The sequence below is a fragment of the Pseudonocardia halophobica genome, from assembly GCF_027922425.1.
In the GTDB taxonomy this organism is placed as follows: domain Bacteria; phylum Actinomycetota; class Actinomycetes; order Mycobacteriales; family Pseudonocardiaceae; genus Pseudonocardia; species Pseudonocardia halophobica.
The window spans coordinates 143,913-160,117 of record NZ_BSFQ01000014.1; the positions used below are offsets into that span (position 1 = coordinate 143,913).

General features: G+C 75.2%; 15 protein-coding genes, 1 pseudogene and 1 riboswitch. Of the genes and pseudogenes, 7 read left to right on the plus strand and 9 right to left on the minus strand.

Annotated features, from left to right (window positions below; translation table 11 throughout):
• Complete coding sequence (locus PKE99_RS18265; RefSeq protein WP_037048037.1) at positions 1–342, minus strand: hypothetical protein; 342 nt, start codon at positions 340–342, stop codon at positions 1–3.
• A gap of 333 nt (positions 343–675) precedes the next feature.
• A complete protein-coding gene (locus PKE99_RS39030) occupies positions 676–762 on the minus strand; it encodes a putative leader peptide (RefSeq protein WP_358212644.1) in 87 nt (28 codons plus the stop codon).
• A gap of 486 nt (positions 763–1,248) precedes the next feature.
• Positions 1,249–1,362, plus strand: a riboswitch (SAM riboswitch).
• A 56-nt stretch (positions 1,363–1,418) separates the two neighbouring features.
• Here PKE99_RS39030 and PKE99_RS18270 point away from each other — a divergent pair.
• Both PKE99_RS18270 and treS read left to right on the plus strand, forming a co-directional pair.
• Positions 1,419–2,912: an aminotransferase class V-fold PLP-dependent enzyme gene (locus PKE99_RS18270; protein ID WP_081924311.1), complete on the plus strand. Its 1,494-nt coding sequence runs from the start codon at positions 1,419–1,421 to the stop codon at positions 2,910–2,912.
• 167 nt (positions 2,913–3,079) lie between these two features.
• Entirely contained in the window at positions 3,080–5,344 is a 2,265-nt protein-coding gene (gene treS, locus PKE99_RS18275; RefSeq protein WP_037048034.1) for a maltose alpha-D-glucosyltransferase, read from the plus strand.
• Between the two features lie 39 nt (positions 5,345–5,383).
• Here the strand turns inward: treS and PKE99_RS18280 are convergent, their stop codons facing one another.
• Entirely contained in the window at positions 5,384–6,286 is a 903-nt protein-coding gene (locus tag PKE99_RS18280) for an SDR family oxidoreductase (protein ID WP_037048032.1), read from the minus strand.
• Between the two features lie 84 nt (positions 6,287–6,370).
• Here PKE99_RS18280 and PKE99_RS18285 point away from each other — a divergent pair, with 84 nt between their 5' ends.
• Complete coding sequence (locus PKE99_RS18285) at positions 6,371–6,931, plus strand: TetR family transcriptional regulator (RefSeq protein ID WP_037048031.1); 561 nt, start codon at positions 6,371–6,373, stop codon at positions 6,929–6,931.
• Between the two features lie 152 nt (positions 6,932–7,083).
• Here PKE99_RS18285 and PKE99_RS18290 read toward each other — a convergent pair.
• The 5 genes and pseudogenes from PKE99_RS18290 to PKE99_RS18310 form a co-directional block, all read right to left on the minus strand.
• Positions 7,084–7,200: pseudogene (locus tag PKE99_RS18290) on the minus strand (ribose-phosphate pyrophosphokinase-like domain-containing protein); the annotation flags it as partial.
• A 19-nt stretch (positions 7,201–7,219) separates the two neighbouring features.
• Positions 7,220–8,191 carry a PfkB family carbohydrate kinase gene (locus PKE99_RS18295; protein WP_231498282.1) on the minus strand — a complete coding sequence of 324 codons (972 nt, stop codon included), beginning with the start codon at positions 8,189–8,191 and terminating at the stop codon, positions 7,220–7,222.
• Positions 8,188–8,592: an SRPBCC family protein gene (locus tag PKE99_RS18300; RefSeq protein ID WP_231498281.1), complete on the minus strand. Its 405-nt coding sequence runs from the start codon at positions 8,590–8,592 to the stop codon at positions 8,188–8,190. The genes PKE99_RS18295 and PKE99_RS18300 overlap by 4 nt, the downstream gene beginning before the upstream one ends.
• Positions 8,593–8,778: 186 nt before the next feature.
• A complete protein-coding gene (locus PKE99_RS18305) occupies positions 8,779–10,398 on the minus strand; it encodes a class I adenylate-forming enzyme family protein (RefSeq protein WP_063739797.1) in 1,620 nt (539 codons plus the stop codon).
• Entirely contained in the window at positions 10,395–12,008 is a 1,614-nt protein-coding gene (locus PKE99_RS18310; RefSeq protein WP_037048027.1) for an FAD-dependent oxidoreductase, read from the minus strand. The genes PKE99_RS18305 and PKE99_RS18310 overlap by 4 nt, the downstream gene beginning before the upstream one ends.
• Positions 12,009–12,090: 82 nt before the next feature.
• On the opposite strand from PKE99_RS18310, the gene PKE99_RS18315 reads away from it, so the two are divergent.
• Genes PKE99_RS18315 through PKE99_RS18325 form a run of 3 tightly spaced genes read left to right on the plus strand, consistent with a single transcriptional unit; the run spans position 12,091 to position 15,238 of the window.
• Positions 12,091–12,726, plus strand: coding sequence for a TetR family transcriptional regulator C-terminal domain-containing protein (locus PKE99_RS18315; RefSeq protein WP_037048025.1), 636 nt, complete (start codon positions 12,091–12,093; stop codon positions 12,724–12,726).
• Between the two features lie 9 nt (positions 12,727–12,735).
• Complete coding sequence (locus PKE99_RS18320; RefSeq protein ID WP_037048024.1) at positions 12,736–13,218, plus strand: HIT family protein; 483 nt, start codon at positions 12,736–12,738, stop codon at positions 13,216–13,218.
• Between the two features lie 22 nt (positions 13,219–13,240).
• On the plus strand, positions 13,241–15,238 hold the full coding sequence (locus PKE99_RS18325; protein WP_271214892.1) for a TPM domain-containing protein: 1,998 nt from the start codon (positions 13,241–13,243) through the stop codon (positions 15,236–15,238).
• Between the two features lie 50 nt (positions 15,239–15,288).
• Here the strand turns inward: PKE99_RS18325 and PKE99_RS18330 are convergent, their stop codons facing one another.
• The gene (locus tag PKE99_RS18330; protein ID WP_037048022.1) at positions 15,289–15,942 is read right to left on the minus strand and encodes a GntR family transcriptional regulator; all 654 of its coding nucleotides are present in this window, start codon (positions 15,940–15,942) and stop codon (positions 15,289–15,291) included.
• A 103-nt stretch (positions 15,943–16,045) separates the two neighbouring features.
• Here PKE99_RS18330 and PKE99_RS18335 point away from each other — a divergent pair.
• Positions 16,046–16,205 (plus strand): FAD-dependent oxidoreductase (locus tag PKE99_RS18335; RefSeq protein WP_271214893.1); only part of this gene is annotated, 160 nt, incomplete at its 3' end.

The window sequence follows — 16,205 nt, forward strand, 5'->3', positions numbered from 1 at the left end:
TCAGCTCGGCAGGAGTCGGCTGGGCGCGCCCACGGCCGACTGGGTCAGACCGGCGATCGGGACGCCGGCGGGGGCGAGGTCGCGGCCCTGGTTGAGCAGGTCGCCCTGATCGAACGCCGTGGACGACGGCTCCACGTACGGGGCCTCCGGCGCGGGGGCCGGCTCGGCACCGTCAGCGGGGTCGTCGTGGGCCGTGAGCAGCGGCGCGAGGTCCGGCACCAGGTCCGGCGTGGCGGCCTGGGCCGGCCCGGTGAGGCCGACCACGGCGGCGCCCGCCAGGGTCGCGGCCCCGGCGAGCCGGGTCAGTGCCGACCGTGGTGGTCGGTATCGGTGTCGCGGCACGACAGTGTCTCCACTTCTTCTCGTCTGGGGAGCGGACGGCGGCGGACCGGCACCCGGGACCTGCCGATAGGTCCGATGTGGACGGACCTGCGACGGTGGGGCGGGCGGCGGTGGGCACGGCCTGGTGCACCGTCCGACGGAGGGGCCGGGTCGGGTCGACGAGGTCGGCCCGACAGGGCCCGGTCCGGCGGCCCGATGGGCGGCACCCGCGCCGCGCGACGGCCGTGTCGGGGGACGACGGCCGCCGGGGACCGGACGGAGCCGGGCGGGCGGGGACGGGCGGTGCGCCGGAGCGAGGGTCGGCGAGGCGGTGGCCCGGGACGGGCCCGGGCCTCAGCTCACCGTCGCGCTACACAGCGCGCTCGCCACGCGACGCAGATCGACGTGACGTCGATAGGCGAAGCGGTCGGTGAGGCGCATGGCCGGAACTGTGTCATCCGGACGGAGCAGTGGAGATCACCGGGGTCGGACAGAGGGTCGTCCCACGGCCGTTCCGGACCCATTTCGGACCCTTTTTCGTGGCTCAGGTCACTCGTTTCGGCGGTTCATCGGCGCCGGAACGGGTCCATGGCGACGTGTGACGCGGGCCGGATTGTTCACGCGATCGTGTCGGCCTGGCCGGGAACCGATCACGAGTCAGCGGCTCGACCTGGCCATTCTCCGACGCCCTCCCCGACCGGGTGACGACGCCTCTCCCGGCGGCCATGCACGCAGAGTGACCATCGGTCCCGGCTCGGGAAAAACGGGACGGAAATGCGAGGGAAATGGGCCGGGCCGCCCGAAGATCGGACATTCGATGCCGATCTGGAACGCGTGCGGCCGCAATGTCCGGTCAATCCGGCGGCGGTTTCCGCGGGCCGGATCACACTTGACCGTTCCGCGGATCGGCACCTACCGTCGTCGTCAGGTCAAGAGCGCCAGCGCCAAGCCCCGGCTCGCTGGCCGGCAACCCTCCTCCGCGGTGGGGTGCTCCGGGTGACGACCGGGCCGCCGCGGACCCGCGGCCGGCAAGCGCGGACCCTTCCGTCCGGTACCTCGTGCCGCACCGGGTCCAGAGTGATCCGGGAGGATCCACGATGTCCGACGTCCGCACCCAGGTCGACACCCAGGTCAGCACTCAGGTCGGCACTCACGTCGGCTCGGCGCCGCTCTGCACCGAGGCCCCGGGCTGCACGGCCGCCGAGGAGCCCACGCGCACCGCGACCGCCGCGACGACCCCGACCACCGCCCCCACCACGGCCCCGGCGGCGACGCCCCTGCCCGAGCTCGTCGGCACCGGGCTCCCGGTCCCGCTGGTCGACGGCCGCACCGTGCCGTACGCGAACCTCGACCTCGCCGCGAGCGCCCCCGCGCTGCGGGCGGTCGCCGACCACGTCGCCGAGCTCCTCCCCTACTACTCGAGCGTGCACCGCGGCGCCGGCTACGCCTCGCAGGTCTGCACCTCGGTCCTCGAGGGCGCCCGGGACACGGTGGCCCGGTTCGTCGGGGCGCGCGCCGACGACGTCGTCGTGTTCACCCGCAACACCACGGACGCGCTCAACCTGCTCGCCGGCGCGGTCCCCGGCTCCACGCTGTGCCTCGACGTCGAGCACCACGCCACGCTGCTCGCCTGGCGCGGCACCGACCACCGCGTGCTGCGGGCGCCGGACACCGTCGGCGAGACGCTCGATCTCCTCCGGGACGCGCTGACCGCCGAGCGGACCGCCCTGCTGGCGATCACCGGCGCCTCCAACGTCACCGGCGAGATCCTGCCGCTCGACGAGATCTGCGCGATCGCGCGCGCCGCCGGCACCCGGGTGGTGCTCGACGCCGCCCAGCTCGCCCCGCACCGCCGGGTCGACATCGCGGCGTCCGGCGTGGACTACGTGGTGCTGTCCGGGCATAAGCTCTACGCCCCCTACGGCGCCGGCGCGTTGATCGGGCGGCGGGACTGGCTCGACGTCGCCGCCCCGTACCTCGCCGGCGGCGGCGCGGTCCGGTCGGTCGGCGTCGAGGACCGCACCGCCGAGGTCAGCTGGGCCCCGGCGCCGCACCGGCACGAGGCCGGCACGCCGAACGTCCTCGGTGCCGCCGCCCTCGCCGCCGCCTGCCGCGCGCTGGACCCGGTGATCGACGAGATCGCCCCCGCCCACGAGCGCGCCCTGCTCGCGCGCCTGGTCAGCGGGCTGTCCGGGATCGCCGGCGTCCGTCCCCTGCGCATCTGGGCGGACGCGCCGGACCGGGTCGCGGTGGCCTCGTTCACCGTCACCGACGTCCCGGCCGGGCTCGTCGCCGCGGCGCTGTCCGCCGAGCACGGCATCGGGGTGCGCGACGGGCGCTTCTGCGCCCACCCGCTGCTCGCCCGCCTCGCCGGCGGCGCCGACGCGGTGCGCGTCAGCCTCGGCCTGAGCACGTCCGAGGAGGACGTCGACCGGCTGGTCGAGGCCGTCCGCACGGTCGCCACCGCGGGTCCGAAGTGGGACTACCGGGAGGTCGACGGCCGGTGGACCCCGACCCCGGACCCGCGCGACCTCGACCCGCTGCGGCTGGGCGCCGTGGCCTGGCCGGGCGGGGCGGCCTGCGGGCACTGATCAGCCCGCCACAGGGTGGCCCCGTCGCCGGGCGGCGGGGCGCACCGCTCGGCCTGTGCGGTCGGGTGGACGGGCGCACCGTCGGCGCGTCACCGTCGTTTCCCCGCAGGGTTGGGTGGTACACCCACCCCGGGCGACGACCGGGTCGCGGCGAGCACGGAGAGTAGATGTCAGACGACGCAGCGCTGTCCGAGGGACAGGCCGGGGACGGTGCGGAGCAGCAGCCCCACGAGCCCAGTGAGATCACGTACGCGGAACACCTCCATCCGGCGCGCCCACGGACCCTCCGCCATCGCGCCCGGGCCAAGTCGCCCGTCGTCCGGCGCTCGGTGGCGAAGGACGGCGCGGCGACCGGGGAGAACCCCGCCTACGTCTCCTGGCTGCTCAGCCAGTCGATGCTTGCCGACTCCAACGAGATCGCCCGGCAGTTCTCCGGCCAGGGCACGATGTGGCAGAACCCCTTCGCCGACCCCGGCCCGCGCCAGGCCGTCGAGTCCGCGTCGGTGTGGTTCACGGCCTACCCGATCTCGCTGATCACCCGGCCCGGGCAGTCCTTCCTGGCCTCGTTGGGCGACGAGGCGCTCTGGAACGCCTTCTGCACGATCGGCATCGAGGCGATCCACACCGGACCGGTCAAGCGCGCGGGCGGCATCTCGGGCTGGCAGTACACGTCCAGTGTCGACGGCCACTTCGACCGGATCGGCACGGAGATCGACCCCGCCTTCGGCACCGAGGCCGAGTTCCGCGCGATGTGCGGCATGGCCACGTGGTCCGGCGGCACGATCATCGACGACATCGTGCCCGGTCACACCGGCAAGGGCGCGGACTTCCGGCTCGCCGAGATGAAGTACGCCGACTACCCCGGCATCTACCACATGGTGGAGATCGAGGAGGAGGACTGGAACCTCCTGCCCGAGGTGCCGCCGGGCCGCGACTCGGTGAATCTCGACGTGCCCACCGAAGAGGCCCTGGAGAAGGCCGGGTACATCATCGGCCGGCTGCAGCGGGTGATCTTCTACGCCCCGGGCGTCAAGGAGACGAACTGGAGCGCGACCAAACCGGTGGTCGGCGTCGACGGCGTGGCCCGGCGGTGGGTGTACCTGCACTACTTCAAGGACGGGCAGCCCTCGATCAACTGGCTCGATCCGTCCTTCGCCGGCATGCGGCTGGTCATCGGCGACGCCGTGCACTCGCTGGCCGACCTCGGCTCCGGCGCGCTGCGGCTCGACGCCAACGGCTTCCTCGGCGTCGAGAAGAGTGCCGAGGGCATGCCGGCCTGGTCCGAGGGGCACCCGCTCTCGTCCGCGGCCAACCACCTCATCGCCAGCATGGTGCGCAAGCTGGGCGGGTTCACCTTCCAGGAGCTGAACCTGACGATCGACGACATCCGCGCCACCTCCGAGGCCGGCCCGGACCTGTCCTACGACTTCGTCAACCGCCCCGCCTACCACCACGCGCTGGTCACCGGCGACACCGAGTTCCTGCGGCTGACCCAGCGGACCTCGCTCGAGCTGGGGGTCGACCCCGCCGGGCTGGTGCACGCGCTGCAGAACCACGACGAGCTGACCTACGAGCTCGTGCACTGGGCCACGGGGCACCGCGACGACCTCTACCCGTTCGCCGGCGAGCAGCTCACCGGCGAGCAGCTCGCCGAGCGCGTGCGCGCGGACCTCACCGCCGCTCTGACCGGCGACGCCGCGCCGTACAACCGGGTGTTCACGACCAACGGCATCGCCTGCACCACGGCGACCGTCATCGCCGCGACGCTCGGGCTGTCCTCGCTCGACGCGATCACGGACGAGGACGTTCCCGAGATCATGCGGGTGCACCTGCTGCTGGCGATGTACAACGCTCTGCAGCCGGGCGTCTTCGCCCTCTCCGGCTGGGACCTCACGGGCATGCTCACCCTGCCGGCCGACGAGGTCGCCGAGCTGATCGCCGAGGGCGACACCCGCTGGATCCACCGCGCCGCGCACGACCTCATGGGCACCGCCCCGCAAGCGGTGAAGTCCGCGTCCGGGATGCCGCGCGGCCGTTCGCTCTACGGTCCCCTGCCCGAGCAGCTGGAGGACGAGCGCAGCTTCGCCCGGCAGCTGCAGGCGATCCTGGCCGTCCGGTCCCGCTACGGGATCGCGGTGGCGCGGCAGGTCGACATCCCGGACGTCTCGCACCGCGGCATGCTCGTGCTGGTCCACGAGCTCGACCCGGGCGAGGACGACGGCCGCCGGATGCACGTCACGGTGCTGAACTTCGCCGCCGAGGCCGTGGTCGGCACCGTGCGCTCCGAGCACCTCGTGCCCGGCAGCCGGGTCATCGACATGTTCACCGACAAGGAGTGCGGCGTCGTCGACGACCTGCAGGCCTTCGTCGTGGAGCTCGAGCCGCACCAGGGGCACTCGCTGCTGCTGGAGGTCCCCGAAGACCCGCGCTGACGCGCCCGTGCGCGGCGGCCGGTGCCACCCGCCGCGCGGTCAGGCCGCCGTCGTGCTGCGGAAGTAGTGCCCCTTCCCCAGGTCGTCGAGCAGACCGGGGTGCGTCGGCTCCCAGCCGAGGTCCGTGCGCGTCAGCTCGTTCGAGGCCGGGCAGTCGAGGGCGAAGAAGCCGCCGAGCCAGCCGAAGTGCTCGGTGGCCCGCTCGGCGGGCACCGGCACGACGGGCAGGTCGAGCCCGCGCCCGATGGCCTCGGCGATCGCCCGTGCGGGCACCCCCTGCTCGGCCACGCCGTGCAGGACCGAGCCCGCGCGGGCCTGCTCCACCGCGAGGCGGACGAGGACGCCGGCGTCGCGCCGGTGCACGGCGGGCCACCGGTTGGTCCCGTCGCCGACGTAGCCGGAGACGCCCTGCGTCCGGGCGATGTCCACCAGCCTGGCCACGAACCCGTGGTCGCCGGCGCCGTGGACCGTGGGGGCGAAGCGCACGACCGACGAGCGCACCCCGCGGTCCGCGAGTGCGAGCGTGGCCGTGGCGTTGGCCGTCCGGGGGTGCGCGGCGGGGTCCGGCTCGTCGCGCTCGGTCGCGACGCGGCCGGGCGCGAGGCCGGCGACGCCCGAGGCGATGACGAGGGGCCGGCCGGTTCCCTCCAGAGCTCCGCCGATCGCCTCGATCGCGGCGAGGTCGATCCGCGCGGCCTCGGCCATCTGGGAGAAGTCGTGGTGGTAGGCGAGGTGGACGACGCCGTCGGAGCCGGCCGCGGCGGCCCGCAGGCCGTCCAGGTCGTCGAGGCCACCGCGGTGCACCTCGGCGCCCAGGGCGGCGACGGCGGCCGCGGCGGAGTCCGAGCGGGCCAGGCCGAGCACCTGGTGCCCCGCCCCCTGCAGCTCGCGGACGGCGGCCGAGCCGATCCAGCCGGACGCCCCGGTGACGAAGACGCGCATGGGAACCCTCCCGAGTTCTGATGTCACTTGGTGACATCACCCTACGCCTCGATGTCAGCGAGTGTCATCACTAGACTCCCACGGATGGGTCGCTGGGAGCCGAACGCGAGCGGGCGCCTGCGCGAGGCCGCCCTCGACCTCTACGTCGAGCGCGGCTTCGAGCAGACCACGGTCGCCGAGATCGCCGCCCGCGCCGGCCTCACGGCGCGCACGTTCTTCCGGCACTTCGCCGACAAGCGGGAGGTGCTGTTCGCCGGCTCGGAGCTGCTGGAGGAGCACATGGTCGAGGCGCTCGACCGGGCCCCGGAGGCGGCGTCGCCGATGGAGGCGGTCGGGGCGGCCCTCGACGCCGCCGCGGGCACCCTCGGCCGGAACCGGGACTTCTCCCGCCGGCGCCACCTCGTCATCGTCGCCAACGGCGAGCTGCAGGAGCGCGAGCTGATCAAGATGACCAGGCTGGCGACGGCCCTGACCGAGGGGCTGCGCCGGCGCGGCGTGGCCGAGGGGGACGCGCGGCTGGCCGCCGAGGCGGGGGTCGCCGTCCTGCGGGTGGCCTTCGAGCGGTGGGTCACCGAACCCGAGGAGCGGGACCTGGCGCTCGTGATGCGCGAGTCCGTCGAGCGGCTGCGCTCCCTCACACGCTGACGCAGGTCCTCCCCGGCCAGGCCCGCCGGCCCGGTGAGGTGGTCGGCCAGCATCATCAGCGCCGTCAGGTGGTCGACCGGGACCCGAAAGAAGCCCTGTAGCTGCCCGGCGTGCAGGTCCATGGTCGGCACCCGGTCGACGCCGACGGCCTCCAGCGTCCGCGGCACGACTCGGGCCGAGATCGGCTCGCGTGCCGCCGACTTCTTGTCCTGCCGCGGGTAGCCGTACCAGGGCGTCACGGCGGCCACGCGGTGGGCGCTGGCCGCGATCGCGGCGTGTGGTCCCGCGTCAGGCCCGGCGCCGCTCCGATCCGGCCAGCTCGTCCTCGATCCGCGGCCCGTGCGGCATACCGCCGCGCGCCCCGCTCTCCGCGACCGACAGCGCGGCCGCCACCACCGCGCGTCGAACCGCCCGCGGCGCCGTCTCCCCTGCCGCCAGACCGGCAGCCAGGACGCCGTTGAACGTGTCGCCGGCGCCGGTGGTGTCCCGGACCGCGGGCGCCGGATGGGCCGGGACGTGCTCGACACCGCCGCCGGGGTCGACGACGAGTGCCCCCTCCCCGCCCAGGGTCACCACGACCTCCGCGTTTGTCCGGCGCGCCAGCGCTGTCGCGCGCTCCTCGACCGAGCCGCCTGCGTCGCCGTCGGACGACAGGGGCGCCAGATCCCGGATCTCGGTGGTGTTGGGGGTCAGCACCGGCCCGTGCCGCAGCAGCCGGCCGATCACCGGCAGCACGGGCGCCGGGTTCACGACGCACCGGATTCCTCGTGCCGCAGCGGTCTCGACCGCGGCGGCCACGGCCTCCTCGGGAATCTCCGTGCTGACCAGCACGCACCCGGCCCAGCCCGCCGATCCGGCGACGGCCGAACGCACGGCCTCCGGGTCGACGGCCATGTTGGCCCCGCCGCCCACCGCGATCTGGTTCTCGCCGGCCGCGTCGACCACGATCAGCGCCACCCCGGTCGGCACGTCGTCCAGCACCGCGACCGCGTCGACGTCGATGCCCTCGGCGCGCAGCTCGGCCACCGCCCCGGACCCGACGTCGTCGGCGCCGACGGCCCCGACGTACCGGACCTCGGCGCCCGCGCGCGCCGCGGCCACCGCCGCGTTGGCGCCCTTGCCGCCGCCGAACCGCTCCACCCCGGGCCCGACCACGGTCTCACCGGGGCCGGGCAGCCGCGGCGCCCGCACCACCATGTCGACGTTGACCGCGCCGACCACGAGGACCCGCGCCGGCACGCCCTCCCCGCGTTCGGTCACGGGCGGGAGAGCAGGCGGGCGAGGGTGTCGAGGTCGGCCTGCACCGCGGCGAGGTCCCGCTGCACGTCCACGTCGCTCATGTCCGGCCGCTGCCGGACCGTGAAGACGAGGTCGCAGCCGTCCTCGTTGGGCAGCACCCGGACCGGGTTCGAGACGACCTCCCCGCTGGGCAGCGTGACGTCGTGGTCGAGCACGCCGAACTCGTTGCGCGGGGCGAAGGCGATCTCCACCGTGCCCATCGGCGACTCGGTGATCCACCGCCCCTCGTGCAGCTCGACGCTCGACGAGGCGAGGCCGGCCGCCCACCGGGGCAGGTTGGTGGGGTCGGCGACGAAGGCGTAGACCTCGGCCGCGGGCGCCTCGATCCGGACGCCGAGGTGCCGGCTCGGGAGAGTGGACACGGGCATTCCTTCCGCTCGGGCCGCCCACCCTGCCACGCACCCCCGACAGGATCACCCGGCCGCCCGTCACCATGACCACGAGTTGGTGCGCCACGGCAGCCGACACAGCCGCCAGGTACCGCAAGCAGCGATCATGGACCGGGAAGGCCGCCACCAACGCCACGGCATACGGAGCGGGACGGACCCCTACCCCACCCCCAGCTCCGCGGCGAGCTTCCGCCCCAGCGCGACCTTCTGGATCTTGGTGGCCGACATCGGCCAGTCGTCGACGAACCGCAGGTGCCGCGGCACCTTGAACGACGCGAGCGAGGCGCGGCAGTGGGCCAGCAGGTCGTCGGCCGAGGCCGTCGCGCCCGGCCGGAGCTCGACGAACGCCGCGGGCACCTCCGTCAGCCGCGGGTCCGGGACCCCGACGACGGCGACCACCGCCACGTCAGGGTGCCGCGCGAGCACGACCTCGACCTCCATCGCGGCGACGTTCTCGCCGCCTACCTTGATCATCTCCTTGATCCGGCCGCGGTAGCTCACCCGCCCGTCCGCGTCGACGAAGCCCAGGTCGCCGGACCGGAACCAGCCGCCGGCGGCCGCGGTCCGCGCGGTCTTGTCCGGGTCGTTCCAGTAGCCGTCGAACAGCCCCGGCCCGCGCACGACGATCTCGCCCTGCGTCCCCGGCGGGAGGAGCTCGTCGTCGACGGGGTCCATCGCGGCCATCTCCATCCCGGGCAGCGGGCGGCCGTTGGTGCCGAGGCGGACGTCGTCGGGGTCGTCCGGCGAGGTGGTGGCGCCGATCCCGCCGACCTCGCTGCTGCCGTACGACGTCAGCTGCACGGTCGTCGGGGCCAGCGCCTGCAGGCGGCGGAGCGTCTCGGGCGGGCCGACGTTGAGCATCAGCCGCACCCCGGCGAAGACCGGGGCGAAGTCCGGCTGCGCGACCAGGGCCTCGATGATCGTCGGGAAGCAGGTGAAGGCGACGGTCACGCGCTCGTCGCGGATCTGGGCCAGCGCCCGTGCCGGGTCGAAGCGGCGGTCGGTCACGAAGGTGCCGCCCGCGTCGAGGATCGCGAGCAGCGGGTTGAGGAAGCTGAGGTGGAACAGCGGCAGGACGTCCCAGAGCACGTCCGCGGGGGTGCAGCGGAAGCGGGTCCGGCCCACTCCGACCCCCACGCCGACGACGGCCTCGTGGCTGAGCGGGCAGCCGCTGGGATGCGCCGTGGTGCCGGAGGTGTAGACCATGAGAGCGGTCTGCCGCAGCGAGACCCGCTCGCGGAGCTCCCCGATCCGGGCGGCCGTCGCCTCCGGGTCCGGGCCGGCGAGATCGAGTGCGACGAACCCGTCGACCGCGCCGACCGCGGCCGCGATCCGAAGCGACGGCAGGCCGTCGAGCGCGAGCACCGCGGGGTCGCCGTCCAGCCCCGCCGCCGCGCGGATCAGCTCCGGGTAGTCCGCGGGCGAGTCCGGGTGCTCCGTCACGACGACGGCCTCGATGCCGGCGTCGGCCAGCACGTGCCGGACCTCGGGCACGGCGAACCGGGTGTTGATCGGCACCGCGACCGCACCCAGCGCCGCGCACGCGAAGAGGATCTCGACCCCCTCGGCCGAGCAGTCCGCCGCCACCGCCACCCGCGAGCGGGGGCCGACGCCGAGGTCGAGCAGCTGCTCGGCGATCCGCTCGGCGCCGGCGAGGACCTCGGACCAGGGGGTGCGGCCGTCGGGCGTGACGATCCCGGCCGCCGGGTCGGCCGAGGCGGCGGCCCGCACGAGCAGGTCGGCGAGGGTGGGCAGCTCGCGCCAGGCCCTGCCCGTCATCGCCCCGCCTCGGCCAGTGCCGCGACACGGCCGCCCGCGTGCCGCCCGGCCCGGTACCCGAACACCATGCCCGGGCCGAGCGTGCCGCCCGCGCCGCCGTAGACCATGCCGGTCACACCGGCCATCGCGTTGCCCGCGGCGTAGAGCCCCGGGATCGGCGCGCCGGCGAGGTCGAGGACCCGGCCGTCGACGTCCGTGCGCGGGCCGCCCTTGGTGCCGAGCGCCCCGCTGTGGATCTCGACGGCGTGGAAGGGGCCCTCGGTGAGGGGGCCGAGCGTGGCGCCGGGGCCCGGGTAGTGGGTCTGGTCGCCGTTCCAGCCGTCGTAGGCGCTCGTGCCGCGGCCGAAGTCGGTGTCGGCGCCGTCGGCGACGTGGGCGTTGAACCGGGCCACGGTCGCCGCGAGCTCCAGCGGCGGCACGCCGATCCGGCGGGCGAGCTCGTCGAGCGTGGCCGCGGTGGTCATCCAGGCCGGCGGCTCCGCGCCCGGCGGGAGCGACAGGAAGCCGTAGCGCCGCAGGTACTCCGCGTCGAACACGAGCCAGCAGGGCAGGTTGGCGTAGCTGAACGTGGTCGGGTCGAACTGGTGGAAGGCGCCGCCGAGGGCGTTGTAGTTGGCGGCCTCGTTGGTGAACCGCCGGCCGGCCCGGTTGACCATGATCGACCGGGGCAGCGACCGCTCGCGCAGGACCAGCCGGGCCCGCTGCCGGCCGAACGCCTCGTCGCCCGGGATCTCGACGGTCGGCACCCACCAGGCCTCGCGCATCGTGCCGAGCTGGGCACCGGCGGCCATCGCCAGGCGCAGGCCGTCGCCGGTGTTGGTCGGGACCGATGCCGGGCTGGTCATCGGCCCCCGCAGGTAGGCCCGCACCAGCTCCGGGTCCCACTCGAACCCGCCCGTCGCCAGCACCACGCCCCGCCGCGCCCGGATCTCCGAGCCGTCGGCGAACCGGACGCCCTCGACGCCGTCGCCCAGGATCAGCGAGGTCGCGCGCAGCCCGGTCCGCGGCGCGACCCCGCGGTCCAGCAGCGCCTTGAGCAGCCCGCCGACCAGCGCGTGCCCGCAGCCGCGCAGGTCCCGCTCGCGGCGCTCGTCGCGGCTCGGCGGCCCCGGCCGCCCGCCGCCCATGAAGGTCTCGACGAGCATCAGTCGCGGCAGCCGCTCCGGCACGACGACCCGGTCCGCCCACTCCCCGAGCTCGCGGAACGAGAACAGGTCGGGATCCAGTGAGCGGCCGCCGCCGGGCTTCCCGCCGGGGTGCTCCGGGTGGTAGTCCGGCAGCCCGGGCACCACGTGGTAGCGCACGGGCGTGGCCGCCTCGATCCAGCGCACGAACTCGGGTCCGGTGTCGACGAACGCCTCGGCGAGCGCGGGCTCGATCAGCCCGTGGGACAACGAGTCCAGGTAGGCCAGCGCGTCCGCGCGACCGTCGGGCGTGGACTCGTGGGGGTTGGCGGGGATCCAGGTGGTGCCGCCGGACAGGGCGGTGGTCCCGCCGACCCGCTCCCCCTTCTCGACGACGGCGACCTCGGCCCCCGCGTCGGCGGCGGCGACCGCGGCGACCAGGCCGGCCCCGCCGGTTCCGAGGACCACGACGTCCACGGTCTCCATGCACACCCTCCCTGCCGATCTAACTGTCAAACGCCCGGTAGATGGCACGAGTTTGTATAACGCGTGTTGTATCGTCCGTCAAATGCCCCGTCGTATCGACGCCGACGCCCGGCGCCGCGAGATCGCCGCGCTCGCCGCCGCGCTCGTCGCCCGCCGGGGCACGGACGGCCTGTCGCTGCGCGCCCTGGCCGCCGCGGCCGGGGCCAGCACGACCGTGATCACGCACTACTTCGCCGGCAAGAAGGAACTGCTGCAGAGCGCGTACCACGCGGCCGTCGACCAGGCCCGCGACCGCGTCCGCGAGGCGCCGTGCGAGGACGACCCGCGCCGGCTCGTCGCGCTGTGCGAGGCCGTGCTCCCGCTCGACGCGCCCCGGGCGGAGAACTGGCGGACCTGGCTCGCCTTCTTCGGCATCGCCGTCGGGGAGCCCGACCTGGGCGCAGTCCAGCGGCGGCGCGTGACCGGCCACCGTGACCTGATCGCCGGCGCCGTCCGGGCCGGGCAACGGCTCGGGACCGTCGACGCCGCGCGGGACCCGGACGAGGAGGCCCGCACCCTGCTGGCCCTCACCCACGGCGTCGCCGTGGAGGCGGCCTTCGACCCGGACGACTGGCCGGCCGCCCGGCAGCGCGCGCTCGTCGCGCGGCACGTCGCGGCGCTGGCGCACCCACCGTCCCGTGAGGACTCACCGGCTGCGCCGGCGCGCGAATCGTCCTAGCGTCGGACCATGAGCGACAGCGCTGACCCGTCGTCCGACACCCGGCTCGAGGCCCTCCGGCGCGGCGAGAAGCTCCCGAACCTGATCGCCGAGACGGCATCGGGGTTCGCGGTGTTCGGCGACCACCAGAAGCTCCCCGGCTACTGCCTGCTGATCCACCGGGCCGAGGTCGAGCACCTCGACGACCTCGAGGAGACGGAGCGGATCCGGTTCCTCTACGAGCTGTCGCTGCTCGGCCAGGCCGTGCGCACCGCGCTGCGGGACGACCCGCTGTTCCGCCGGGTCAACTACGAGGTCCTCGGCAACACCTGGCCGCACCTGCACGGGCACGTCCACGCCCGGTACGAGTGGGAGCCGGACGACTACAAGTTCCTGCCCGTCTGGCGCTACCCCGACCTGCGCGGCGCCGAGCACGCGGCCGGGACGCGGCACGAGGAGCTGAAGGAGCGGATCGCGCTCGAGCTGCGGGCGCTGCTCGCGGGCGGTCTCTAGCCCGTCGGGCCGGGGGTCCAAGATGGCGGGCGTCGCCCTGCCGAAGGAGATCACCGTGCGCCGGTTCGCCGCGCTCGCCGTCCTGCTCGTCCTGCCGTTCCTGGTGCTGCCCGGCAGCGCCGCCGCCGACCCGCCCTTCCGGGTGCCCGATCGCGTCACCGACCGGGCCGGAGCGCTCGACGCCGCCGGCCGCGCCCGGGTCACCGAGGCCGTCGACCGGCTGCGCACGGACCGCGGCTACGACCTGTTCGTCGTCTACGTGCGGTCCTTCGACGGCCGGGACGGGCAGCAGTGGGCCGACGCCACCGCCGTCGCCTCCCAGCTCGGGCGCGACCAGGTGCTGCTCGCGGTCGCGACGGACGACCGGGTCTACGGGCTGTCGGTCGACGACGGCTTCCCCGAGTCCGACGCGTCGATCCTGCAGATCCGGCGGGACAGCGTCGAACCGGCACTCGCCCGGGGCGACTGGGCCGGCGCCGCCGTCGGGCTGGCCGACGGGCTGCGCGAAACGGGCAGCGGCATCGGCATCCCCCTGCTGGTCGGCGGCGGGGTGGTCGTCGCGGGCGGAGCGGCGTGGCTGGTGAGCCGGCGGCGGCGTGCGCGTCAGGCCCCGACGCAGGCACCGGCACCGGCCGGGCCGCCCGACCCCGCGCCCGGCGAGTCCACCGCGGATCTCGCCTACCGCTCCAGCCAGGCGCTCCTGCAGGTCGACGACGCCGTCGGCACCTCCGAGCGGGAGCTCTCGGCCGCCCGCGCGCATTTCGGCGAGGAGGCGGTCGCCGGGTTCGCCACGGCGCTCGAGGCCTCGCGGGCGGACATGCTCGCCGCCTTCGAGATCCGCCAGCGGCTCGACGACGACGTCCCCGAGACCGAGCCGGAGCAGCGCGCGATGCACGCGGAGATCATCCGGCTCGCGACGCAGGCCGACGACCGGCTCGACGACCAGGTCGAGGCCTTCGACCGGCTCCGCGCCCTGGAGGCCGACGCCCCCGGCTACGTCGACGGGATCGCCGCCCGGCTCTTCGGGCTCACGGCCCGGGTGCCCGAGGCCGAGCAGCAGTGGGCCGAACTCGGCCGGCGGTGGGCACCGACGGCGCTGGAGCCGCTGGCGGAGAACCTGCCGCAGGCCTACGCGCTGCTCGCCGACGCGCAGAAGGAGCTCGACGAGGCACGGGCCCGGCTCGGCGCGTCGCAGCCGGCGCTCGCCGTGGTCGACGGGCGGGCGGCGGAGGACGCGGCGACGCAGGCCGAGACCCTGCTCGACGGGATCGCCCGCCGCGGCGCCGAGCTCACCGAGGCGGCGGCCCGGGTGCCGGCCGCGCGGGCGGAGGTGGAGCAGGACCTCGCCGAGGCCTCGGCGCTGCCGGAGGTCGACCCGGGCGTGCCGGCCCGGGCGCGGGCGGCGGTGGCGGCCGCGGTCACGGCGGCGCGCGGGACGGCCGGGCTCCCCGACCCGATCGCGGCGCTGCACCTGCTCGACGAGGCGGCCGCCGCCCTCGCCGCGGTGATCGCGGACGCCCGGGAGTCCGTGGAACGGACCCGCCGGGCGACGGCCGCGTTGGAGCAGGCGCTGGTCACGGCCCGGTCGGCGGGGGCGGCGGCGTCGGACTTCGTGTCCACGCGGCGCGGCGCGGTGGGCGCGCCGGCGCGGACCCGGCTCGCCGAGGCGCAGCGGCACCTCGCGGCGGCGACCGCGGGCGGCGACCCGGCGGCGGCGCTGCGGGAGGCGCAGCAGGCGGAGGCGCGGGCGCAGGAGGCCCTGCAGCTGGCGCAGGCGGACGTCTCGCGCTGGTCCGGGCCGTCCGGGGGCGGCAGCGGCTTCGGCGGGGAGCTCGGCGCACTGGTGCTCGGCGGGATCCTGTCCGAGGCGATGCGGGGCGGCGGCTACCGCGGCGGCGGGGGCTTCGGGGGCGGGGGCTTCGGGGGCGGCTTCGGGGGCGGCCGATCCGGTGGTCGCGTCCCCGGCAGCTTCGGTGGCTCCTCCAGCCGCGGCCGTCGGGGCGGCGGCGGACGCTTCTGACTCCCCGTGAGTGGCGATAGTCGCTATAGCGACTATCGCCACTCACAGGGTCACAGGAGCGCGCGGATGGCCTTCTCGAACCCGACGACGTGGGCGAGGGCCAGCTCCGCGGCCTTCTCCTCCTCCCCCGCGACCACGGCGCGGAGGAGGTCGGCGTGCTCGTGGACGTGCCCGGGCAGGGCGGGGAGCCGGTCGAGGAAGAGTACCCAGATGCGGGTGGCGAGGTTGTCGAGCCGCACGCAGACGTCCTCGAGGTGCGGGTTGCCCGTGGCGCGGTAGAGCGCCCGGTGGACCTCGACGTCGGCACGCAGCAGCTCACGCGGGTCGCCGGAGGGGTCGAGCGCGGCGATCCGGTCGCCGAGACGGCCCAGCTCCGCGCGGTCGACGGAGCCCGCGTTCCGCGCGGCGGAGCGGGCGGCGAGCGGCTCCAGGTTCAGCCGGACCTCGGACAGGTTCGCCAGGTCGGTGATGTCCACGGCCGTCGCGAAGGTGCCCCGCCGCGGATAGGCGACGACGAGCCGGTCCCCCTCCAGCCGTTTCAGCGCCTCCCGCACGGGCGTCCGGCCGGTGCCGAGCTCGGCGGCAAGCCGGTCGTCGTTGAGCGGGTCGCCGGGCCGGATCTCGAGCATGACGAGGCGATCCCGGATCGCCTCGTACGCGCGATCGGCCAGCGACCCCACTTCTCCCGCAGCAGCGACGCTCACGTTCCCTCCCCTTGACCGACCTCGATGGTATGCCTACCGTACCTCACGATTGATATACCAGTCTGCACGATCTCTTCGCGCAGACCGTCGGACGGAGTCCTGCATGGCCGAGCAGCTGCCGGAGCATCCCGATTTCTTGTGGCGGACGCCGGAGCCGCGGAGGTCCTACGACGTGGTGATCGTGGGTGGGGGTGGGCACGGGCTGGCCACCGCGCACTATCTGGCGCGCAATCATGGGATCACGAATGTGGCGGTGTTGGAGA